Source organism: Mucilaginibacter roseus (assembly GCF_021215455.1).
In the GTDB taxonomy this organism is placed as follows: domain Bacteria; phylum Bacteroidota; class Bacteroidia; order Sphingobacteriales; family Sphingobacteriaceae; genus Mucilaginibacter; species Mucilaginibacter roseus.
Genome location: NZ_JAJPWV010000003.1, coordinates 834,584 through 857,562, shown reverse-complemented (window position 1 = coordinate 857,562; position 22,979 = coordinate 834,584). Strand labels below are relative to the sequence as shown.

Here is a 22,979-nt window from a genome sequence, read left to right as displayed (position 1 = left end):
ACTATTAAAGAGTTAAATCAATACCTAAACCATAGTAAACAGGCAGTGGATAGCTACGGCCACTATTGGCACCGCCAACACCACGCCCGTTATCAAACTCGGTAGATTCCGGATCGACGAATTTGATACCCGATAAGGTTAGCAGGTTTTGACCTGAGAAATAAGCGCGAGCTTTTTTCATACCTATTTTTTGGGCAATGTTGCCGGGTAAAGTATAACCAAACTGCACATTCTTTAAGCGAACGTAAGCGGCGTTATACAGGTACAGGTCTGAGCCACGGCGGAAATTGTTGGTGTTTGACTGGCTTCCGTTTGCCGCAAGGCGCGGAAACTCGGCATTAGGGTTTTGTGGTGTCCAGTAATCCAGCTGGTGCTGGTACATTACCTGCGAGTAATTAAAGTGGAACGGCTCTATCAGCTCTCCACGTAAAAACATGCTGCGCTTGCCTACGCCTTGAAAGAACAAGTTAAGATCAAACTGTTTGTAGCTGATATCGTAAGTTAAACCGAAAGTATAACGAGGCAGCGGATTGCCTAAAACATGTAAATCATTCTCGTTAATTACACCATCTTTATTCACGTCTACATAACGGATATCGCCTGGCAACACACTTAAACCCGTTGGCTTAGGCCCGCTGTTAACTTCATCAAGGTTTTGGAAATAGCCATCGCGTTTGTAACCTACGTAAGAGTTTATCGGCAATCCAACTTTAAGCAACACCTGCATCTCATCATAACCTGAGATTTGCTGGCCACCCTCAAAGTATAATACCTTGTTTTTGGAGTCAGCAATGTTAAAGCTCACCATGTGTTTAAAGTTTTTGGTGCTTTTACGATAGGTTGCTGTAAACTCCCAACCCTTGTTGTTAACCTCACCTGCGTTAAACGATGGTAAGCCTGAGCCGAATGCGCCGGGTACTGCAGGCGGTATCAGGATATCGCGGGTGGTTTTGTTAAAGTAATCAGCCGAGAAACTAAGGGCGTTTTTAAACAAAGTAGCCTCAAAGCCAATGTTAAATGAAGCAGCACGCTCCCAGCGAATGTCAGGGTTAGCGATATTAAAGCCGGTACCTGAAGTAGCCTGGTTGTTGAACACGTAATTGTTCGGGATGTTAAAGTAAGTGGTTAAGTATTGGTAGTTACCCACACTCTGGTTACCCAGTACACCGTATGAACCACGAATTTTCAAATCACCAAAACGCTCACGATAGTCTTCCATAAAATCTTCCTGGCTGATACGATAACCTGCCGATATTGATGGGAAGAAAGCATTACGGTTCTGCTTGGCAAACTTTGATGATGCATCTATCCTGAAGTTAAATTCACCGTAATACTTGTTATCATAATCATAAGATACACGGCCGAACAGCGAGTTAAGGCTGCTTTCGTTGGTGTTGCCAAGTGTACCGTTGGTGTTAGCTTCGTCTATAATGGTGCCATCAATAGGTGTGCCCAGGTCGGGGTCGGTTAATTTATAACGTAAAGCCGTTCCCCTGTTGGTAACCGACTCATTAGCCACGCCAGCCAATACGCCAACTGTGTGTTTCTTTGCAAATACCTTGTTGTATTCGGCTATAAACTGGGTATTCAGGAACAGGTTCTTCGAGCTTATATCATTCGTATTCGCATCAGCGCCATATACACCTTTCGGCAAGTAGTTAACACGTTGTACCCGCTCCAAAGTATGGTAGCTACCCAGGTTACTGCCAAACACACCACGCACTTTTAAATCCTTGGTAACAGCAAACTCCGCGCTGATGTTCGCGGTAATTACGTCATCGTCAAACTTGCGGTAACCACCTTTTTCCAATATACCCAGCGGGTTAAATTCCGACAGTACGTCGTTAGTCAGGTAATTGCCTTGAGCGTCCTTTATATCATAATAAGTTGGAGTACGTCCGGCATCAACTATAAGCGTACCGGTGCTATACGAGTGCTCTTTACGCTCGGTACGGGCATAGGTTAATATACTGGTCAGCTTTAACCTGCCTATTTCGTTAGTCAGGTTTATACGATAGTTATAACGTCGCGCGCCGTAGTCAGGACCCACCAGGTTGCTGCGCTGATCAAGCAATCCGGCTGATACCAGGTAGCTTGTTGACGCGTTACCACCGGTAATGCTTACGTTATGATTTTGCTGTAAAGCATTTTTCAGGATAGCATCCAGAAACCACTCATGGTCACCTTCCTGCTGAAACTGGCGCACCTGGGCTGGTGTATAAACAGCTGGTAGGTTAGCATTAGCAGCTGCTTCGTTACGCAGAATAGCATTCTCATACGAGTGTACCGGCCTGTAAGTAATACGCGGCACCTGTGTACCCACCAAGCCGTTATAAGCAACGGTTGCTTTACTATCTTTTTTGCCTTTTTTGGTGGTGATTAAAATTACACCGTTGGCAGAGCGCGAACCGTAGATAGCCGCACTACCCGCATCTTTCAACACGGTAGCCGTTTCAATGTCTGATGGGTTAAGATTGTTAATTGCGCCAACATCCTCGCTGATGATACCATCAATTACGAGTAATGGCGAGTTGTTATTAAGCGTACCCAAACCACGTATGTTGATGTTAGGCGTTTGGCCCGGCTCCAGGTTTTTTTGCTGGATGGTTAAGTTAGGCAAAGTACCCTGTAAGGCTTGTATGGCACTTACTGCAGGCTTGCCTTGAATTGCTTCAGACGTAACCTGGTCAATAGCGCCAACTACGCTTGAGCGTTTTTGAGTGCCGTAGCCTACAACAACAACCTCGTTAAGGGCAGTTTGTGCCGGAGCGAGTTTTACATTTATGGTCGACTGGCCATTAACAGCCACTTCCTGTTGGGTATAGCCAATAAAAGAAAATACCAGGGTGGCATCTTCAGGCGCGTCAATGGTGAATACACCCTGCGCATTGGTTACCGCTGCTATGGTGGTACCTTTTACCTTTACGGTTACTCCAGGTAGCGGGAAATCGGTATCATCAGTTACTTTACCACTGATTTTTGCCTGCTTATCCGCGGCTTCCTGCCGGGTAAAAGTGATGGTTTGAGCTGTTGGCTCGCTGATCACGATAACATCACCTATAACTTTATAGCTTAGGTTGAATGGGGCCAGTAGCTGGCTTAATACGTCGCGCACGCTTTTGCCTTGAACGTTAAACGTAACCCGGTAACTTTGCTTTAGCACATTATCGGTATACGCGAAACGAACGTTATTATCGGCGGCAATTTTTTCGAGCGCGTCGGTAAGCTTAATGTTGTTTAGTTTAAGCGTTACCCGCGATTCTAAAAATTGCTGCCCATAAGTATTGTCTGCAATGGCGGTTAGGCACATAAAGCAAACAACAAAACAAACAAGCGAGGTAATTTTCATTAGAATTAGCACATGACGAATCACTCCATTATAAAACAGAGATTTATTCATAATTTTGAGAAAATTAAAGTGTTAGAAACTAAAGTGTTTTGCTACGAATTGCAGCTCTGACGCAAACTCACTTTTATTAACCTGCATTGATTTTTGCCCTGTTCAAATCCGTTTGAACAGGGTTTTTAATTTTAATTAAGTAGATCCTTTTGTCATAATTTAGTTTTTAAGTTTACAACTGGTTATGTACAGTTTAATTTATTGGTTAGCACTTAGCAGCCTTTGCCCTGTAAATGATATACCGTACCGCTTAATGTAGCCTTACCTTTTACCAGGCGGGCAATAACGGCCATAATATCCTTAATGGGCACATTAGTAAAATTGGCCGATATGTTACAGTTGGTTAAATTGGCATCGGCACGTATACTTACTTCAAATTCCCGGTTCAATGTTTTTATCACTTCAGGCAGTGCTGCATTTTTAAATATCAGCTTGCCTGCGCGCCATCCAGAAAGGTTGGCTATATCAATACCACTATTTTTTGATATCGAATTATCTTTTTTATTGAAAGTAATACCTTGTGCAGGTGTAAGGTAAATGGTACTGAATGACAAGGCGCTGCCTTCGGCGGGCACTACGCCTACTTTACCGCTTACCACATCAATGTGCAAAAGCGGATCATCATTATAAGCCTTGATGTTAAAGCTGGTGCCCAATACATGCGTAGTAATGTTGCCCGTATGTACAATAAAAGGCTGGTTGGCATTATGCGCCACATCAAAAAAAGCTTCGCCGGTTACGGTGACTTCACGTTTTTCACCCCTGAATATTTCAGGATAGCTAATGTGGCTACCGCCGTTAAGCCATACTTTGGTACCATCGCCTAATACAATGCTGGTAACGCTGCCACGCTCTGCACTAACTTGCATGGTATGCACCGGCGACACATAATTCAAAATATCATACCGGAAGTAATAAGAAAGCGAGATAAAAACAGCAACGATTGATGCGGCTGCCAGCCAACCGGTGTACGAACGGCGCTTTGGCATTTCATATTCCGCATCTATAGTGTTGAGTATTTTATTGTAAACCCCTTTGCCGTCAAATTCAGCATCGTGCGCGCCGGCCTGTACATTGTCAAGATCAAGGTTTTGAAAATACTTCTCTACCAGTTTTTCCTGCAAACGGCCGTCATTTACCCTTCCGGGTTCATTAGGTTTATTAAATCTTCTCATTGGGTTTACATAAGCAGGATGCAAAAAAAGCATCTACCCCCTAAGCCGAATGAAAAAAAAATTCGATCGTTAAATTTTACTCTGAATAAGCAGTGCCAGAACAGCCACCGGCAGATAATCGGTAAGACCGGTGCGCAGGTAACGCAACGCAATAGTCATTTGGTTTTCAACCGTTTTTACCGAAATGTTCAGCCGCTCGGCTATTTCCTTATTGGTGAGATATTCTTTGCGGCTCAGCAAAAATATCTGGCGGCATTTTTCGGGCAGTGCGGCAATGCCTTCGTTAAGCAGGCGGGCAATATCATTTTGCACCAACTTACTATCGGCACTGTATTGTTCCATTATGCGGTCAATGGTATCAATATCAATAGTAGCTTTTTGTGTGCGTATGTACACCAGCACCCGGTTTTTTATAGCAACCTTAAGGTAGCCCGGCAAACTGTTTATTTGTAAAGCATGGCGTTTAAACCACAAGTCTGTAAATAACTCCTGCACCAGGTCTTCACACACATATTTATCCCTGAAAAGGGCATACGCAACATGAAACACCTTGGCCGAGTAACGGTTATACAACATTTCAAACGCACCCCTGTCATCGAGTTTAATTAACTCTAACAACTTTTCATCGGGCCATAACTGATGTTGCGTTGCTTGGTGCATGGTTTAAAAACTTGCAAAGCGGCTTTGCTAATTGGTAAATTAAAACAGAGGGCATAAAGCTACCTAAAATTTTAATTTAATTGCAAGTAATAAACCTGATGGATTTATCTTAAAAGAACGAGATACAGATTGACTGTTATTTATTTATTGACTACCCAACGGTTAACGGTGTTATACTGTCCCTCAAGTACTACTTTATAAATATTTGACGATGCTACTTTAGTAAGATCGATAACAAATTTACCATCACTTACAGGCACTTCACCAACTAACTTATAAGCATCGGCTTTACCGGTTTGCTTAAAATTGTTGGTAGTGGCCAGCCATACTTTTACTTTACCTTCGCTGTTTTGAGCAGTCCAGGTCAGGTTGATCTTGCTATCCGCTTTAACAGCCTGCGGCTGCGATAATGACACTTTGCCTATAAGCGGAACACCGTCCAGCTCGCGCTGCTGATCGGCCGATAGTTTGATGTTTACAAAACGGGCAATGGTAGGCAATATATCAACCACGGCAACCTGATTTGCTTGCCTTGCATAGCTGTTAAGCGGTTGCGCGTTTGTAGCTATCCATGATGCACGCTCGCGGTCAGTTTGGCCGCCATGCCCCCGGCCTGTTTTAGGATCACGGCCATGGTCGGTAGTTACTACAATCAGCCAATCCTCCTTGTATTTAGCCTTACGCTGTTTAATGGCTTCCCATAGCTGCCCTACACGGCGATCGGCCGCTCGAACGGCATCATAAAATTGTTCACTGTCGCCATACATGTGGCCCATATCATCTGTATACTCCAGATAAACCCATGACAGGTCCGGCGCATCCCGGTTAATGGTTTTTACCGCATCATCAACAACGGCCTGGTCAATATCGGCCATGAATTTTCGCCCCTTATCGTGTGGATACTTTAAAGTATCAAGCTCCAAGCCATCAAAATGATGGTCAAGCTTGATGTTGCCGGTTTGCGGCAATCCCTCGCCTACCAGCTTAGTACGGTTATCCTGCCAGCTCGAAAAAACGGCAGTTTTTTTAGCCGGATACTGATCTTTAAAAAACCTAAAGATGGTTGGGTAATGATAGTTTGGCGCCTTGATGTCATTATCAGGCACGTTATGCTTATGAAACCACACACCGGTAAGCACATTGGTGTAGCCGGGGGCCGAGATAGTTGGCGTTTGGTTAAACTGACCTTTTTCACCGCCCTGGTAAGCGCTCAGCAGTGTACCCTCTTTAGCTATGGCATGCAGGTTAGGTGTTTCCACCTCTTCAATTACATCCTTTGATACACCGTCAATAATTATAAAAATAGCTTTCTTTTTTTGCGCGGAGGCCATGCCTGCAACGAAAACAAGTGCCGCAATGGCTATAATTTTTTTCATGTTTAATAAATCTGGCAATGTTATAATAAATATACTTGCTAATTGAGATAAAATTAAGATTACTGATACATTGACGCCGAGGCACAAGTAATCAGCGGTAAAACAACATGGATAATATTAAACTGACGTGAATTGCTTATTAATAAATACGTGCTATAATTTTTGCAAGACTGAAAGGCATCAACAATTATCTATCGTGAAGCGCACAAAATAGAAAATAAGAGTATAGTTGCTACAATAAAAAGAACCGCTAACCACCCTTTATTACCGGAATTATGATTAGCGATGTAACTGGTGATAGATCGTGGAGGATAGAATATCCTAAGCAAAAGGCTTGATATAATTAGATAAGAAAAGCTTATCAAAAAAACTTTCCCTTTTTGTGTTGGAAGCAAATTTAAAAAGCCAATATCACCATAAAATATTATTAACAAACTCGCTATGTTTAACGTTAGCAGCGCAATAACAACCATTAGTGCCATCCCGTAAGCTATTGTTCGAGTACTTCCGTTATTTTAGTATCTGTAGAATACAGCTATTAAATATTTCATAGTTATAATCTTAAATAAGGTTGGTTTCTAAATGAGATCTATTTCGGCTCTTAAAATAAAAAATGCCGAACATCCAACAGACGTTCAGCATTCAGTGTAGCCCCGACGGGAATCGAACCCATATCTAAAGTTTAGGAAACTTCTATTCTATCCGTTGAACTACAGGGCCGGATATTTTGAGCAGCAAATTTGCAAAATTTAGCTGACGATGGCAATCGCACCGCGTAATTATTTGCCGCACATTTATCGCTTAACAACTTATAAAAGTATTCGTCCAGTTTGACAGAGCCGTTCTCGAAACGCCACTCCCCGTTTTTTATCCCTTATGCTTGCATCTCATTTTATCGTATTATCGATCCGTCAGGCATTTCATCAGCCGGAGCAACAAAGCTTAGTTTACCCTCTGCATTTTCGGCCATCAATATCATGCCTTGCGAGGTAATGCCTTTAATATCCCGCGGTTCAAGGTTTACCAGTATGCTCACCTTCGCGCCTACAACAGCTTCAGGTTCATAACACTCGGCAATGCCTGATACCACCGTACGCTGATCTATTCCCGTATCAATGGTCAGTTTAAGCAGCTTTTTGGTCTTAGCAACTTTTTCGGCAGCTAAAATGGTACCGGTGCGAATATCCAGCCCGGCAAATTGCTCAAAGCTGATATTTTCTTTTGCCGGGGCGACTACAGCTTCTACTACTTGTGTAGCGGCTGCTTTTTGCGCCTGTAGCTTTTGCAATTGCTTTTCTATCACTTCGTCCTCTATCTTTTCAAACAATAACTCCGGCTTGTTCAACTGATGCTCATTTAGAAATGATAGTTCTTCTTCAAAGCCTATTGTATCAACCGGCCAGTTCAGCATGTGGAATATCCTTTTGGCTGTCGCCGGTAAAAACACTTGCAGGCAGGTAGCTAAATGACCTATCAGCACCAAGCTGTTATGTAAGGCCTCCTTAGCCGATTCAGGCTCAGTTTTAATGGTTTTCCAAGGCTCTTTCTCGGTCAGGTAACGGTTACCCAGGCGTGCCATATCAATAACCGACTGTAAGCCCTGGCGGAATTTAAACTCTTCCAATGCTTTGGCCAACTCATCGTAGCCTTTGCCTATCTCTTCATTTAAAGCAGCGTCTGTTAACTCAAGAGACGGGCCGGACGTTTCTATCTTACCCTCGTAAAACTTGTGCATCAGTATCATCACCCGGTTAATGTAGTTACCCAAAATGGCCACCAACTCGTTGTTAACACGTGCCTGGTAATCTTTCCAGGTAAATTCACTGTCGCTGGTTTCGGGCAATATGGAGGTGAGTACGTAACGTAGTTCATCCTGCTTATTCGGGAATTCCTCCAAATACTCATGCAGCCAAACCGCATGATTACGCGAGGTCGATAGCTTATCGCCCTCCAGGTTCAAAAACTCATTGGCCGGTACATTATACGGCAGCACATATTCGCCATGCGCGTGCAATACCGATGGGAAGATGATGCAATGGAAAACAATATTATCCTTACCGATAAAATGTATGAGGCAGGTATCGTCCTCCGTGTTCTGCTGCTTTTTCCAGTACAATTGCCAATCCTTGTTATTATCAATGGCCCATTGTTTGGTGGCCGATACATAACCTATCGGCGCATCCAGCCAAACGTATAGCTTTTTGCCCTTTGCTTCTTCTAAAGGCACGTCAATACCCCAATCCAGATCACGAGTCATAGAGCGGGGTTGCAGGCCCGATTTTAGCCACGATTTGCACTGGCCGAATACGTTTACCTTCCACTCCCCTTCCTTCTCGTCAATCCATTTTTCCAGCCATGGCTGATACTTATCCAAAGGTAAATACCAGTGCTTGGTTGGTTTCAAAACAGGCGTTTTTCCGCTCAGGGTTGATACCGGGTTAATCAGGTCGGTAGGGTTAAGTGATGTACCACATTTTTCGCACTGATCGCCATATGCATTTTCATTATGGCAGTTAGGGCAGGTACCTACAATGTAACGGTCGGCCAGAAACTGCTGGTACTCCTCGTCAAAATATTGTTCAGAAAACTTCTCTTCAAACTCGCCCTTCTCATACAAATTCAAAAAGAATTCCTTTGAAAGATCATGATGGATAGGCGATGAAGTACGGTGATATATATCGAAAGAGATACCGAATTTTTCAAAGCTATCTTTTATCTGATGGTGATATTTATCAATGATAGCCTGCGGCGTGGTACCTTCTTTTTTAGCTTTTATGGTGATAGCGGCGCCATGTTCGTCAGATCCGCATATGTAAACCACATCCCGCTTTTTAAGGCGCAGGTAACGCACAAAAATATCAGCAGGTAAATAAGCCCCTGCCAGGTGCCCGATGTGCAAAGGCCCATTAGCATAGGGTAATGCTGATGTTATGGTATATCGTTTAAATTTATCGAGTTGTGACATTATGTACTGCGTTATTTATAATTTGGCAAAGATAATTCAATATGAGCATAACTCCCCCATATCTTAAAAAAGGTGACAAGATTGCGATCACCTGCCCAGCCAAAAAACTGCCCAAACCCATGACGGATGCCATAAACCTGCTGCAATCATGGGGGCTTGAGGTTATTTTGGGCGAAACGGTTAAGGCATCGTTCCACCAATTCTCCGGCGATGACGCTTTGCGGGCAAAGGATATGCAGCGCTTTGTTGATGATGACAGCGTAAAAGCCATCATTGCCGCCCGTGGCGGTTATGGTACCATCCGAATTATTGACCATGTAAATTTCGATCGGTTAGCTACTAACCCTAAATGGGTTTTAGGCTTTAGCGATATTACCTTGCTGCATAGCCACCTGTACGGCAAATACCAATTACAGAGCATACACGGGCAAATGCCGGTAAACATTCCCGACGCATCGGCACAATCCACACAAACGCTTTACAAGGCGTTGTTCGGTGAGCCTTTTATCTATGAGTACACTTCACCGGGCCACTACAATATCAGCGGAGAAGCTACAGGAACAATAGTTGGCGGCAATCTTACCTTGCTGGTGTGTAGCCTCGGCTCAGTATCCGACTTTGATTATACTGGTAAAATCCTGTTTATTGAAGATGTAGGTGAATATCTATACTCGATAGACCGCCTAATACGTACACTTGACCGCGCAGGAAAACTTAAAAACTTGGCGGGCCTGATAGTAGGTGGGTTTACAGATTTGAAGGACAACGATATTCCTTTTGGCCAAACTGTAGAAGAAATTGTGCTGGATGTGGTAAAAGGTTATGGCTACCCGGCTTGCTTTGATTTTCCGGCGGGCCACATTCCTAATAACCACAGCATAATTCACGGCGCAGCACTACACTTAGTCGTTGATAATCAGCAAGTGAAAGCAAACTATATATAAACGTAACTGTTTATCGTTGTATAATTTCCGATCAATCAAATAAAAACTTATGGCAGTTTTAAGCAACCTTGGGCAGTATAAAGATGCCGGTTTATTAGTATTACGAATTGGCCTTGGCGCCATGATGATTTTTCACGGTTACCCGAAGCTTATAGGCGGGCCTGATGGCTGGACGCAATTAGGCGCATCCGCCAAGTTTGTAGGACTTAATTTTGCTCCGACATTTTGGGGACTGATGGCAGCGTTAGCCGAAGCGGCAGGTGGCGTATTGATTTTACTTGGATTATGGTTTAGGCCCGCAGCGATATTTTTAACGCTTAATATGATTGTGGCTTCAGCCATGCACCTGGGTAAGGGCGATGGATTAATGGAAGCGTCGCACGCTATTGAATTGGGTTTTGTATTTGCAGGGTTGATATTTATTGGCCCAGGGAAGTATAGTATTGATAAACGATAAGTTCAATCAAAACAAAAAAGCCGCTATTAAGCGGCTTTTTCGTTTTAGATAATTGCAGAATTAACGACTTCCTTCAAATGTCCATTTTTCATGGAAAAATGTTCTGTCAGCACCGCCTTGAACCATAATATAACTTACGTCAAGCGTTTTGGTAGTACCATCTACTGAAACAGTAAACTTATTAACACCTGATGGGTCAAGCCTTGCAGCACGATTACTTGAATTGCTACCTTGACCGTAGAAGTTAGTAACACTTGTTACGTTACCATTATCATCCATTGTGAAGATTGGAGCAAAGTTACCATAATATGAGTTTGCTGTACCACTTTTAATAGGGTGACCTTGCAAACCACCAAGATATGTGTTACAGAACATTACTACTGAGTTTGGTGAGGTAGTAATCAAATCCGAATCTAATGGGTAATAACCGGTCAAACCAGGGTTGGTGGCATCAACCATTGGCGCGGTAGCGGTAACTGTATAATTTCCATCATACTTGTTTTTCACACTTACCTTAGTTAAAATGGTACCGTAATTGCCACTAATAGTTGTACCATCGGCATCAGTAATACTGATAGGGAGTACATATTGCGCATCAAAATCTGTTATCAATGTAGTATTCAATTTTACATTGATTTTAACCATGCGCTGCCCTTTCGGAATGGTAACCTCGGCAGGTATCGAATAAAATGCACTTGGTAATAACGAGTAATCTAACGTAATACCGTCTTCGGCTTGTTCTGCAACATACTCGTCAATAGCCTCAGGCTTAATTCCCAGTTTAATTTTAATATCCTTTGGAGCCGCTGAACCACCTGCGTAATTAATTACGTAGGGCATTTCAATGTTTGGATCCAATTCATATGCTCTTTCATACAGAGCATATTTTGTACCTACTGATGAGCTGGGCAACTCAAGAGTTGATGAAGAAAACTCAACAACTGCTGGAGAATTTGTAGGAGTTAAGTTAGGCCTGTCATCCTTTAAACAAGATGTTAAGCTTGTAACGGCAGCAGTGAATAATAATATGCTTAAATACTTTTTCATTTTTTTAAATTTAAATAGATATTAATTTAAATCGTAAAACACACGAGACGTAAACGGATTAATACCTGCAGGAACATTCTGAGCGTTAAGTGCATATTCAGATGCCGGGTACAATACGCGAACAGGCAATTTATCCTGACGAGTAGACACTGACTGAACTGAAGCAAAGTTGTTATATTCATTGCCGCCTGGGCTTGTAACCGGATAACCTGTTCTTCTGTAATCAGACCAGCCTTCATTACTATGAATGTAATTAACAGCTATCCATTTTTGCGTAACAATGGCTTCAAGTTTCTGTGCAGTAGTAGTAGCCACGCCCAAATCAACCAAATAAGGCTTAGAAGCACCGGCATTTTGCTCAACATAGTAATCATAAGACTCTTGTCCCGCTCCGTTGCCTTCAGCGGCATCAGGTTCTGCGGCATAATCAGGCTGCAATGCTTCGTTTTGATCTGTTAACAAATAACGTTGTGAAGCACGGATTCCGCGGGCAAATAACTCATCTTCAGTTAAGCCTGATGAAATAATTCCGAACAATTTAGCTTCAGCCTGAATAAAATAACTCTCAGCAGCTAACATTAAAGGTTGAGCCATTTGCGCTCCCTTAATAGTACCATAACCTGCCGATGCGGCACCGTTACTGTTTCCTGTAAAGAATTGGCCGCCTGTTGCAGAACCAGGTACATCAGCATCAACTACACCTAATTGATTGGCGGTTGTATAGTTTCTGTAGGTTACAACAGGATCGTACAAACCTAAGCCTCTAACATCATCCTCCAATTTATGACCATCGTAAAAACCGACAGCGAAGAAAGTAGGGATTGTAGTTAATTGCGCTGATCCGCCTGTGTAAGTATAAGCATAAGCGTTAAATGACGGATTTTGTTTACCGTCCTGGCCTGATGCATATCCCGGTTGGGCTTTTACATCATAAGTAACAAAAGCGGCGCTTGCAAGCTTTGCCTTTTCGGTATTGAAAGTTGACGAAAGACTTCCAACTTCGCGAATACGTACTAACATTTTAAGCTTTAAAGTATTTGCAAAAGCAGTCCATTTAGCCGTAGGAAAACCGTTAGCTTCCCACTCACCGCCGCCGCTTTGACCAGACGTGATAATATCAATACGTTGGCTGTTAGCGCTGGTTGCAGTAGAGATAGTTGTTTGAGAATTGTTAGCTATTGCTAATGACGCTATTGCAGCATTCAATTCACCAAATAAAGCAACGTATATATCTTCTGCCTTATCATATTTAGGAGTAAGGTTTTCAACTCCTTTCAAGGCGTCAGTATAAGGCACATCATTGTAAACATCGATCAAACGCAGGTAGCAAAAAGCTTTCATTATTTTTGCTATTGCGTTATAGTTCTTATACGGGCCGGTTGCATCAGTTTTATTGATGATAGTTTGATAACTGTTAAGGTTGCTATAGGTAGATGACCACAAACCATTGTTATCACTGGTTGCATAGTTATAAGTCAATACTGAACCAAAACCACCATAGCCACCTGCATTTGCCTGGTAACCACCAGCCCAAGCTCCATAGCTATTAAATGTTACGTTGTTTGCCGCTGTTTGTGCAAGTGCTGCTGGCAGGATCAAGTCCGGACTAACATCAACTGGGTTATTCGGATTATCGTTTACATCCAGATACTTGTTACAAGAGGTGGTTGCTAATAAGGCCCCCCCTAAAAGTATCATATTTAAAAATTTTATCCTTTTCATTGTCTTTTTCTCTTTTTAATTATAATGTTACTGATAGGGTTGCACCAAAGTAACGGGTTGGAGGGGTTTGGCTTAATGATTGGATACCAATAGCGTTACCATCTGTGAAGTTAAACTCAGGGTCGGTGTAAAGGTTTGATTTTGGAACCCACAGGAACAGGTTACGACCTTGTGCGCTGATGGTTACACCTTTAACATATTTTTGGTTACCTAAAATCGATTTTGGTAAATCATATGACAAAGACACCTCACGCAACTTCCATGATGCACCGCTGTAAATATAGTTGGTAGCGATGTTCATGTTATAGTTGTTATCAGCAAAGAACCCTGCGCCACCGTCTGACACGGTGATGTTTGTGTTAGGAACGTAAGAGTTAGTAGCTTCATCAAAATAAGATGAGTTAGGGAACACGAAACGCTCACGGTTATAGTATGCTGTTCTGATACCTGAACCAGAGAAATCGTAAGTACCGGCACCACTGTTGTATACTACGAAACCACCACGGTATTCAGCCAATGCAAATAATCTGAAGCTTTTGTATTTAACCTCCATATTCACGCCAACACGATGTTTAGGGCTGGTGTTACCTAATATAGTTTGAGCAGCATTAGCAATCGGATAACCGGTGGCTCTGTTAATCACTACTCGGCCTTGGTCATCACGAAGATAATCGGTACCCTGTAGTACTGGGTAAGGCAATCCGGTAATAGCATACACCTGCGCAGAAGCGCCAGTGCTCAAAGCAACCTGGTTAAGGTCAGAGCTGATTTCAACAACCTTGTTTATTTGATAGGTGTAGTTACCGCCTAATGTTAATTGCCAATCAGTATTCTTGTATGCTATAACGCTTAAAGTACTTTCCAAACCTTTGTTTAATACGTTACCCGTATTAGTTAAGTAAGAGGTAAAGCCGGTTGCGTTTGATACGCCTGTAGGAACTGTTTGGTTAGTAGTATTTGTTTTGTAGTATGTTAAGCTTGCGCTTACACGTTCGTTAAAGAACAAACCATCAAAACCAGCTTCCCAACCTTTAGTGATCTCCGGACGTAGTGAAGATGATACTAAACGGCTGCTCAGGATGTAACCTGGGCCTGTGCTGAATGGATAACCTGCAGCTTGGCTGTAAGTTGGAACATTAGCATAAGCATCGATGTTAGCCTGACCTACTTTTGATAATGAAGCACGGATTTTTAAGCTGTTAACCATGTCATTATCTTTTAGTGATTCAAAAGCCATTGTTGGCACGAATGAAGCACTTAATGACGGATAGAAGAAAGAGCGGTTATCTCTTGCTAAAACTGAAGTCCAGTCGTTACGGCCCGTACCTTCTAAAGTTAAATAATCTTTATAAGTTACACGTAAATCACCGTAAACACCCATTTGCCTTCTTGTAGCAGAACTTTGGCCTCCACCTGTATTAGCGGTGTAGCGAGCGCCAACGTTAAATAAATCCTCTTGTATTAAACCACTGGCATTGATTGTTTGAGAATTGTCGTTATTCCCACGAAGCTGAGTACCGGCAGTAAATGACACCTTGAAATCGCCATAGGTTTTTTCAAAAGTACCTTGAAACTCTGATAACAATTGAGTGGTGTATGAACTACCGTCTTCAACACTACCTGGAATATTGTTAGCGCCATTGAATTTACCGCTTGCAATTGTATAAGGGGTAAACACAAATTTGTTAACAGTGCTCTTATATGATGTATTGTATGTTGAAATACCCACACGGCCTACAAACGTTAATACATCAATAGGGCGCCACTTTAACTCAGCTTTACCAATTAAATAATCCTGACGGGTTTTGGCACGGCTGTTAGCAGCCCTGTAATAAGGGTTATCGTAATAATCGTTGTAAAAACCGTTAGGGTTAGCAAATTTATTATTGCGCCAATCTTTATAATCAGTAATACGGATGTTATCAGGCTGGTTTAATAAGTTGTCATAAATTGTACCGGTCGCGCTGGTTACATCCAAACGGTTTTGAACATAGTTAGCAGAGTAGTCTAACGAAACGTTGCTACCGATATCACGGGTACCGTTCAAACGCAATGACACACGGTTGTACCTGTCACCAGGAGTTGTACCTTTTTGAGTAAAGTACTGACCTGAAAAATAAGTTGTTGACTTGTCATCACCTGTTTGTAAAGTGAAGTCTGACTGGTTAGCTACACCTGTTTCCCAAAAATCATTTTTTGAGTTTGTTGCTGCGTAAGGAAGTATTTGTTGAGAACCATCTTCAAGCACACGGCCCACTGGTTTTAATGAACCGTCAAACGCAGGTCCGTATTGTTGGTTTTCGTAAGGCGTATATTGTTGGATACCTGACGCAGAACCTGAACCAAACTGGTTTTGAACTTTCGGGAAGTAACTAACCTGCTCTAAACTGGTTGTGTTTGAAAAGCGGATTGATGTTGATCCTTTTTTACCTTTTTTGGTTGTGATCAGGATCGCACCGTTTGACGCGTCCGAACCATAAAGAGCAGCACCAGAAGCACCATTCAACACCTGGATGTCTTCGATATCCTCTGGGTTTAAGCTGTTTAATACCGCATTTGGAACAATGATGTTATCCAACACGATCAGGGCCTGGTTGTTACCAAGTAATGAACGGTTACCACGAAGTACGATACGTACGTTAGGGTTAACACCGCTGCTTACAACGTTAACTTGCAAACCTGCAACTTTACCAGAAAGGGCCGCGGCAACACTTGGGGTTTTACCTTGAGTGATGGCCTGGCTCTTCAGCTGAGTGGTTGCGTAACCTTGCGTACTTTTTTGTACCTGAAGACCGGCAGCTGCAACAACCACCTCATTAAGCTGGTTTGAGCTTGACGACAGGGATACAGAAACGTCAGTACGTGTTCCGATTGATGCATCCTGGCTTTCAAAGCCGATAAAAGAAAAACGTAGCGATTTTGCATTTGCGGGCACAGAGATGGAGAATTTACCTGCCGCATTTGTTTGCGTACCAATTGTAGTTCCCGATACGGTTACACTTACTCCGGGCAACGGAAGGCCGTCGTCCTTTGAAGTAACAGTACCGGTAACTGTCCGATTTTGCGCAAATGTCTGCGTTACGCATAACAACAGAAAGCACAAACTTACGAGTAGAAGTTTTTTCATTTCGTTAATAAATAAGATCAGTTAATAGTTAATTGAACATAAAAGTAATGTTACATTATTAAAAAGTCAAATAATCTGTTAAAAAAAGTTAAAAAACTTTCTCCTGACATACTAAAAAAGAAATTTCAAAAAATTTAGTACTATGTATTGCATAATACATTTTTAAACATATATCTTTGTATTATGATTGTTGAAAATACCCAAACACAAATGAGGAAAGGCATACTGGAGTACTGCATACTTTCCATAATTGCCAAGGGTGAAACATATGCCTCAGACATTATTGCCGAATTAAAAAAAGCGCAACTACTTGTTGTTGAGGGCACTTTGTATCCCCTGCTTACCCGGTTAAAGAATAATGGATTGCTCAGTTATAACTGGGTTGAATCAACTTCCGGGCCGCCGCGCAAATATTACGTCCTGTCAGACGATGGCCGCAAAGTGCTCGAGCAACTCGATAAAACCTGGCAGGAACTCGAGTTTGCCGTTAAAACCGCTATTGGCGACAGAAAGTAACCCTATCCTATCACCCCAAAAGTTATCATCATGAACAAAACCATTATTATAAATATAAACGGCACCGTTTTCCACATAGAAGAGGATGCCTATGAGACACTTAAGAATTACATGACTGACGTTAAACGTCATTTTATGAACTCGGCCGACAGCCTGGAGATTACTACTGATATTGAAAACCGCATAGCCGAAATGCTAAGCGAGATATTGGCGCGCGACGGCAAGCAAGCAATTATTGATGCTGATGTACAACTCGTAATTCAGCAGATGGGACGCGTTGAGGATTTTGCAGGTGCAGACGAAGAAGGCAACATCACCGAACCTATGATTGGCGAAAGCGAACAAACCCATCGTAAACTATTCCGCGATCCTGAGGACAGAGTGATTGGCGGCGTATGCTCCGGTATAGCCAGCTATTTTGACTTTAAAGCCGTTTGGATCAGGCTTGCGTTCGTTATCGCGGTTTTGATGTTTGGCACGGGTATCATTTTATACATTATACTTTGGTTGGTGGTCCCTAAAGCCGCCACCCGGGCCGACCGCATGGCCATGAAGGGCGAAAAATTAAACCTACAGGGTTTTAAACGCAATTTTGAAGAAGAGATGACCGGCTTAAGAGGCAGCATGAACAGTTTTGGTAAAGAAGCGCGCCCCTTTGTTTACCGTGCACGTGATTTCGCGGGCGACTTTTTTACACATTTCGGCACTTTTTTAAGAGGCTTTGGAAAAGTATTGCTTAAAGTATGCGGCATAGCCCTTGTTGCTTCAGCCTTTGCAGGCATCATAAGCCTCGCAGTAGTGATAGTGGCCTTTATAGCATATGGAAATACAGCCTTATACACATGGTTTCCTTTTAACATTGTGAATTACCAGGTAAATGTTATTTTCCTGATATGCGGATTTTTACTGGTAGCCATACCACTACTTACCATTATTTTACTTGCAGTAACGTTGCTCTTTAAAAATTTCAATTTTTCAAAAACTACAGGGCTTACGTTATTGGCTATTTGGTTCACTTCAATATTTGTGGTTATTTACTATTCCGCCAGATCGTTTGCTGATTTTAAGGAAGTGGGCAGATTCAGGAAAACGGTTAACATCAAGCCGGCAAAAGGCACTTATTATTTGAAACTTAATGACATTAAATATCTCACCAGCGAGGATAGTACCCGGCTGAACATTAAAGAGCAGTTTAAAGGCCTGACAATTGTAGAAAACTATTATGATCGTAATAATCCGGAATCCTTTATAAACAATGTATCCATCTCTATTGAAAAAAGCGATGTAGCTACACCTGTACTTATTGAAGAATTCGGATCATATGGCAAGAACTATGAGGAGGCTTTAATTAACGCCAGGGCAACCAACTATCAATTCATTCAGCAAGATTCCGTACTAAAATTTTCACCGAAGCTTGATCGCCGGGCCGGTTCACCTTGGCGCAGGCAATCATTACACCTCACGTTAAAGGTTCCTGTGAATACAAACGTAGTTATTGATGAAGAGCTGGACCGTTATGTTAACAACATCGACGCTTGGAGTTGCAGATCAATGAACGGGCAAGAAAATGCCCCAACTACCAAGTTTGTTATGACGGCAGAAGGCTTGCAGTGCAAGGCAGACACTGCTGCGGCAGCAGTAGCTGCCGCCGTTACTGTTGGTGCCGATTCGGTTGTTATTGCAAAAGACACCATCATCACTACAAAAAAATGAAAGCCCTGATAAAATATATAAGCCTGCTGTTATTCAGCGGGCTTATTATTCCCCTTTATTATTACTACCTGCCCGAGAAAAACAACCGTGTTGACAGACATGCAATTAACGCCGTAACCGATAATACATCGCTCGAAAAAACCCATACCTATCTGCAAAAAATCGCCGCTGAGTTATTCCCAGTGATAAAAAAGTTTGACTAAAACTGTAACCAAGGCACATGTTTCAGCATCTTATGTATAAATAACAGATGCTGGTTTGTTAAACAACATCTACAAGACGGTTCAACCGGAACCGTAAAGCCAAACTTTTTAACTAAACACTTAAAAAAACATGAAAATGCTTTTACAGGATAAGTATTGTCCTAACTTTTATACCTATATTATATACATACGCGCATTTATAATCAGGATAGCGGCAACAATTGCGCTTTTTGCACCAACATTTAGTACAGCGTTTGCTCAAACTTCAACCAAAATATCGGGCTCGGTGTTAAATGAGGCCGGCAAGCCGATGGAATTTGCTACGCTAAGCCTTTTACGCGCTAAAGATTCGAGCATTGTTAAAGGAACAATGGCTGACGCGAATGGAAAATACGCTTTTGACCGTATTGCAGCAGGCGATTATATGATTGCGGCCACCACAATGGGCTATCAAAAAACTTATAGCGCAAAATTCACTGCCGGCGCTCAAGCGGTAACTGTTGCCGCTTTAAGTATGCAGCCCGCCAGCCAAAGCCTTAAAACGGTAAACATTACCGCCGCAAAGCCTTTGGTTGAACGCAAGGCTGACCGCCTGGTGATGAACGTGGAGAACAGCATTGTAGCCACAGGCAACAGCGCCTTAGAGGTGTTGGAACGCGCCCCGGGTGTAACCGTAGATAAGGATGATAATATAAGCTTGCAGGGAAAAGCCGGTGTAACGGTAATGATTAACGATAAACTGACCTACCTTTCGGCCACACAACTGGCCAACCTGCTGCGCTCAACCGACGGCAGCACTATCCAGTCTATCGAACTCATCACTAACCCCTCATCAAAATACGATGCGGCTGGCAATTCCGGTATCATCAACATTAAGTTGAAAAAGAATAAGCAGTCGGGCTTTAACGGCTCGTTAACAGCGGGCGCGGGCTACGGATTAAACTTTAGAAACAACAGCAGCCTTAACCTCAATGTAAAGGAAGGCGATTGGAACTTTTTTGGATCATTTAGTCGTGGTGATATTAAACGCGAAAATAACATGAACCTGCGCCGTACGGTTACTAATAATACCGGCACAACTTACTTTAATCAATATACCGACTTTGTTAATCAGGTGCATTTTAACAACTACCGTTTTGGAGCCGACTACAATACCTCTAAAAGAAACGTTGTAGGTTTTATTGTAAGCGGCGATCACTCCAACGGGTTTGATACCAATGGCAACATTACCAACATCGGTCCATCTTTTGACAGGGTTGACAGTGTTCAGAACACGCCATCAACTATCGATCAATCATTCCGTAACATCGCTTTAAACCTGAATGACAAATTTGATATCGACACACTTGGCCAAAGCATCAGCGTTGATGTGGATTACTCCAAGTTCCGCAATAACTCTAAAGGATATTATAACACCGATTTCTTTTTAGCCGATGGAACCACGCGCTATAGGGATCCTCTCCTGATCGCGAATATTACCCCATCAAAAATTACAATCAACACCCAAAAGGTTGACTATGTAAAACCGATCAACAAAACGCTTAAATTGGAACTGGGCGCCAAATTTAGCTTCGTTAAAACAGACAATGATTTACAGGCGAAGATAGATTCTACCGGAAGTGGACTGGTGGACGATGCCGGCCGCACCAACCATTTTATATACGACGAGAATATTAAGGCCGGTTACTTTAACTTGAGTAAAGAATTCAAAACCACGTCGGTACAATTGGGCTTGCGTGCAGAGCATACCAAATCGAAAGGCGACCTCATTACCACCAACAACGTGGTCGAGCGCAGTTATCTTAACTTTTTCCCTACCCTTTTTGTTAACCAAAAATTGGGAAAAAAACACGAATTGGGATTGAACTATAGCCGCCGTATTGACCGCCCAAGCTACGAGGATTTGAACCCATTTGTTTATTACCTGGATCAGTTTACCTACTCGCAAGGCAATCCATTTTTAAAACCACAATATACTAACTCATTTGAGCTGAACTATACCTACAATAAAACCATCAACCTAAGCTTTAATTACAGCCACACAAGTGATGTTTTTACGGAGATTATATTAACTGATACCGCTAAAAAGGCAACATATCAAACTAATTTGAACTTAAACGCGCAGGATTCGTACTCACTTAACCTGAATACGCCGTTCACTTTTTGGAAATGGTGGACAGGTAATTTAACCTTTACCGGTTTTTACAACAGCTTTAAAGCTAATGACCTGCTTGGTGGAAATTTGAACAGGGGCCGCGCATCGTTCTTCTTTAAAACAACGCACAACTTTTTGCTCCCTAAGGAGATCAAGGCCGAGATTGTAACCTTTTACCAATCAAACGTTACTTATGGTATATACAATATAAAGCCGCAATATTCAATCGATTTGGGCTTTAGCCGTTCGTTCCTGAGTAAAAAACTGAATGTAAAATTAGCCGTGAGCGATGTTTTCTGGATGCGCCGCAACAACATTACGGCAAACTACCAAACAGTTGACCTGGACATTCGCCAGAAACGCGAAACCCGTATTGCCCGTATCAACCTTACGTATAACTTCGGCAATACCAAAATTAAAGCCCGCAACCGCCAAACCGGTGCCGACGATGAAAGTAACAGGGTGAAATCGAGGAATTGATTAGTTCTACGTCATTGCTTCGTACCACGCAATGACGTAGGGGCTTTATCGCTTGTCATGCTGAGCTTGTCGAAGCACTCGCCGCCGGTTAGGCCCCTCGCTCGACCCTTCGACAAGCTCAGGGTGACTTGGCCTTCACTAATATTTGTCATTCCGAACGATAGAGAGGAATCTGTCTGCGCTCATCGTATAGCGGCAGATTTCTCGCTCGTACCTCGTTCGAAATGACAATTTTTAATCCTCTCCAAAGGGGGAGGATTAGGTGGGGTTAAAGCTCCAGATCCAACAGCACCGGGCAATGGTCAGAATGCCTTGCTTCAGACAGGATAGCTGCACGGCGGATGTGTGGCTCCAACGCTGAGGTGGCCATGTTGTAATCAATACGCCAGCCCAGGTTTTTTGCACGGGCATTAGCGCGGAAGCTCCACCAGGTATAGTTATGCGGCTCCTGGTTCAGGTGCCTGAAGGTGTCAATAAAACCTGAATTAATAAAATTCTCCATCCAATCGCGCTCGGCGGGTAAAAAGCCGGATGAATTAGCGTTTGATTTGGGGTTATGAATATCAATCGCCCTGTGGCAAATATTATAATCGCCACAAACCACCAGTTTAGGATGGGTGTGTTTTAACTGTTGCAGGTAAGAGCCAAACTCATCCAGAAAACGAAATTTGAAATCCTGGCGTTCATCGCCACTTGAGCCCGACGGGAAGTACACGCTCATTACCGACACCTCATCGAAATCAACACGTATATTACGGCCTTCACGGTCAAAATCGGCAATACCGCAGCCATATTCTACATGCTTGGGTATTTGTTTAGTAAAAATAGCTGTGCCACTATAGCCTTTCTTTTCTGCCGGGTACCAATAATGCTGATAGCCCATTTCTTCCACTATCAATAAATCGGTCAACACGTCGGGCGTAGCCTTGATCTCTTGCAAACAAACCACATCGGCATCGGTTGCCTGCAGCCATTCCAACCAGTTTTTGCTTATGGCCGAACGTATGCCATTAACATTGTAAGTAATTATCTTCATTAT

The 22,979-nt window shown here is 42.7% G+C and carries 16 protein-coding genes and 1 tRNA gene; 7 read left to right on the top strand and 10 right to left on the bottom strand.

What is annotated here, in order from left to right; genetic code table 11:
• Nucleotides 1-4: 4 nt before the first annotated feature.
• The 6 genes from LT679_RS13070 to metG form a co-directional block, all read right to left on the bottom strand.
• Nucleotides 5-3,310, bottom strand: a complete 3,306-nt coding sequence (locus LT679_RS13070; protein WP_232178039.1) for a TonB-dependent receptor — start codon at nucleotides 3,308-3,310, stop codon at nucleotides 5-7.
• A gap of 302 nt (nucleotides 3,311-3,612) precedes the next feature.
• Entirely contained in the window at nucleotides 3,613-4,575 is a 963-nt protein-coding gene (locus tag LT679_RS13065) for a FecR family protein (RefSeq protein WP_232178038.1), read from the bottom strand.
• Between the two features lie 69 nt (nucleotides 4,576-4,644).
• Nucleotides 4,645-5,235 (bottom strand): RNA polymerase sigma-70 factor, encoded by a 591-nt coding sequence (locus tag LT679_RS13060; protein WP_232178037.1) that lies wholly within the window; start codon nucleotides 5,233-5,235, stop codon nucleotides 4,645-4,647.
• 140 nt (nucleotides 5,236-5,375) lie between these two features.
• Nucleotides 5,376-6,611, bottom strand: a complete 1,236-nt coding sequence (locus LT679_RS13055; protein ID WP_232178036.1) for an alkaline phosphatase family protein — start codon at nucleotides 6,609-6,611, stop codon at nucleotides 5,376-5,378.
• Nucleotides 6,612-7,259: 648 nt separating this feature from the next.
• Nucleotides 7,260-7,331: transfer RNA gene (locus tag LT679_RS13050), tRNA-Arg, on the bottom strand.
• Nucleotides 7,332-7,503: 172 nt separating this feature from the next.
• Nucleotides 7,504-9,576 carry a methionine--tRNA ligase gene (metG, locus tag LT679_RS13045; RefSeq protein ID WP_232178035.1) on the bottom strand — a complete coding sequence of 691 codons (2,073 nt, stop codon included), beginning with the start codon at nucleotides 9,574-9,576 and terminating at the stop codon, nucleotides 7,504-7,506.
• A gap of 41 nt (nucleotides 9,577-9,617) precedes the next feature.
• Here metG and LT679_RS13040 point away from each other — a divergent pair, with 41 nt between their 5' ends.
• Together LT679_RS13040 and LT679_RS13035 are read left to right on the top strand one after the other, a co-directional pair.
• Nucleotides 9,618-10,520, top strand: a complete 903-nt coding sequence (locus LT679_RS13040; RefSeq protein ID WP_232178034.1) for a S66 peptidase family protein — start codon at nucleotides 9,618-9,620, stop codon at nucleotides 10,518-10,520.
• Nucleotides 10,521-10,569: 49 nt separating this feature from the next.
• A complete protein-coding gene (locus LT679_RS13035) occupies nucleotides 10,570-10,977 on the top strand; it encodes a DoxX family protein (RefSeq protein ID WP_232178033.1) in 408 nt (135 codons plus the stop codon).
• Between the two features lie 60 nt (nucleotides 10,978-11,037).
• On the opposite strand, the gene LT679_RS13030 is transcribed toward LT679_RS13035, so the two are convergent.
• Nucleotides 11,038-11,817, bottom strand: coding sequence for a DUF1735 domain-containing protein (locus tag LT679_RS13030; protein ID WP_232178032.1), 780 nt, complete (start codon nucleotides 11,815-11,817; stop codon nucleotides 11,038-11,040).
• 4 nt (nucleotides 11,818-11,821) lie between these two features.
• Here LT679_RS13030 and LT679_RS13025 point away from each other — a divergent pair, with 4 nt between their 5' ends.
• The gene (locus tag LT679_RS13025) at nucleotides 11,822-12,049 is read left to right on the top strand and encodes a hypothetical protein (protein ID WP_232178031.1); all 228 of its coding nucleotides are present in this window, start codon (nucleotides 11,822-11,824) and stop codon (nucleotides 12,047-12,049) included.
• On the opposite strand, the gene LT679_RS13020 is transcribed toward LT679_RS13025, so the two are convergent.
• Together LT679_RS13020 and LT679_RS13015 are read right to left on the bottom strand one after the other, a co-directional pair.
• A complete protein-coding gene (locus tag LT679_RS13020; RefSeq protein WP_232178030.1) occupies nucleotides 12,046-13,746 on the bottom strand; it encodes a SusD/RagB family nutrient-binding outer membrane lipoprotein in 1,701 nt (566 codons plus the stop codon). The genes LT679_RS13025 and LT679_RS13020 overlap by 4 nt on opposite strands.
• A gap of 19 nt (nucleotides 13,747-13,765) precedes the next feature.
• The gene (locus tag LT679_RS13015; protein WP_232178029.1) at nucleotides 13,766-16,873 is read right to left on the bottom strand and encodes a SusC/RagA family TonB-linked outer membrane protein; all 3,108 of its coding nucleotides are present in this window, start codon (nucleotides 16,871-16,873) and stop codon (nucleotides 13,766-13,768) included.
• Between the two features lie 183 nt (nucleotides 16,874-17,056).
• Between LT679_RS13015 and LT679_RS13010 the strand changes: the two genes are divergently transcribed.
• The 4 genes from LT679_RS13010 to LT679_RS12995 all read left to right on the top strand — a co-directional run bounded on the left by LT679_RS13010 (nucleotide 17,057) and on the right by LT679_RS12995 (nucleotide 21,940).
• Nucleotides 17,057-17,389, top strand: coding sequence for a PadR family transcriptional regulator (locus tag LT679_RS13010; RefSeq protein ID WP_232178028.1), 333 nt, complete (start codon nucleotides 17,057-17,059; stop codon nucleotides 17,387-17,389).
• A gap of 30 nt (nucleotides 17,390-17,419) precedes the next feature.
• Nucleotides 17,420-19,102: a PspC domain-containing protein gene (locus LT679_RS13005; protein ID WP_232178027.1), complete on the top strand. Its 1,683-nt coding sequence runs from the start codon at nucleotides 17,420-17,422 to the stop codon at nucleotides 19,100-19,102.
• Nucleotides 19,099-19,305 (top strand): hypothetical protein, encoded by a 207-nt coding sequence (locus tag LT679_RS13000; protein WP_232178026.1) that lies wholly within the window; start codon nucleotides 19,099-19,101, stop codon nucleotides 19,303-19,305. Before LT679_RS13005 ends, LT679_RS13000 begins: the two co-directional genes overlap by 4 nt.
• Before the next feature lie 130 nt (nucleotides 19,306-19,435).
• Nucleotides 19,436-21,940, top strand: a complete 2,505-nt coding sequence (locus LT679_RS12995; RefSeq protein WP_232178025.1) for an outer membrane beta-barrel family protein — start codon at nucleotides 19,436-19,438, stop codon at nucleotides 21,938-21,940.
• Nucleotides 21,941-22,208: 268 nt separating this feature from the next.
• Here LT679_RS12995 and LT679_RS12990 read toward each other — a convergent pair whose 3' ends face one another.
• The gene (locus LT679_RS12990) at nucleotides 22,209-22,976 is read right to left on the bottom strand and encodes an exodeoxyribonuclease III (protein WP_232178024.1); all 768 of its coding nucleotides are present in this window, start codon (nucleotides 22,974-22,976) and stop codon (nucleotides 22,209-22,211) included.
• Nucleotides 22,977-22,979: the final 3 nt, after the last annotated feature.

Excerpts from the sequence above, each read along its gene's own strand:
- LT679_RS13070 (WP_232178039.1), bottom strand. The coding sequence starts at position 3,310 with ATGTGCCTAACCGCCATTGCAGACAATACTTATGGGCAGCAATTTTTA.
- LT679_RS13065 (WP_232178038.1), bottom strand. The coding sequence starts at position 4,575 with ATGAGAAGATTTAATAAACCTAATGAACCCGGAAGGGTAAATGACGGC.
- LT679_RS13060 (WP_232178037.1), bottom strand. The coding sequence starts at position 5,235 with ATGCACCAAGCAACGCAACATCAGTTATGGCCCGATGAAAAGTTGTTA.
- LT679_RS13055 (WP_232178036.1), bottom strand. The coding sequence starts at position 6,611 with ATGAAAAAAATTATAGCCATTGCGGCACTTGTTTTCGTTGCAGGCATG.
- metG (WP_232178035.1), bottom strand. The coding sequence starts at position 9,576 with ATGTCACAACTCGATAAATTTAAACGATATACCATAACATCAGCATTA.
- LT679_RS13040 (WP_232178034.1), top strand. The coding sequence starts at position 9,618 with ATGAGCATAACTCCCCCATATCTTAAAAAAGGTGACAAGATTGCGATC.
- LT679_RS13035 (WP_232178033.1), top strand. The coding sequence starts at position 10,570 with ATGGCAGTTTTAAGCAACCTTGGGCAGTATAAAGATGCCGGTTTATTA.
- LT679_RS13030 (WP_232178032.1), bottom strand. The coding sequence starts at position 11,817 with ATGCCCTACGTAATTAATTACGCAGGTGGTTCAGCGGCTCCAAAGGAT.
- LT679_RS13025 (WP_232178031.1), top strand. The coding sequence starts at position 11,822 with ATGTTTGGATCCAATTCATATGCTCTTTCATACAGAGCATATTTTGTA.
- LT679_RS13020 (WP_232178030.1), bottom strand. The coding sequence starts at position 13,746 with ATGAAAAGGATAAAATTTTTAAATATGATACTTTTAGGGGGGGCCTTA.
- LT679_RS13015 (WP_232178029.1), bottom strand. The coding sequence starts at position 16,873 with ATGAAAAAACTTCTACTCGTAAGTTTGTGCTTTCTGTTGTTATGCGTA.
- LT679_RS13010 (WP_232178028.1), top strand. The coding sequence starts at position 17,057 with ATGATTGTTGAAAATACCCAAACACAAATGAGGAAAGGCATACTGGAG.
- LT679_RS13005 (WP_232178027.1), top strand. The coding sequence starts at position 17,420 with ATGAACAAAACCATTATTATAAATATAAACGGCACCGTTTTCCACATA.
- LT679_RS13000 (WP_232178026.1), top strand. The coding sequence starts at position 19,099 with ATGAAAGCCCTGATAAAATATATAAGCCTGCTGTTATTCAGCGGGCTT.
- LT679_RS12995 (WP_232178025.1), top strand. The coding sequence starts at position 19,436 with ATGAAAATGCTTTTACAGGATAAGTATTGTCCTAACTTTTATACCTAT.
- LT679_RS12990 (WP_232178024.1), bottom strand. The coding sequence starts at position 22,976 with ATGAAGATAATTACTTACAATGTTAATGGCATACGTTCGGCCATAAGC.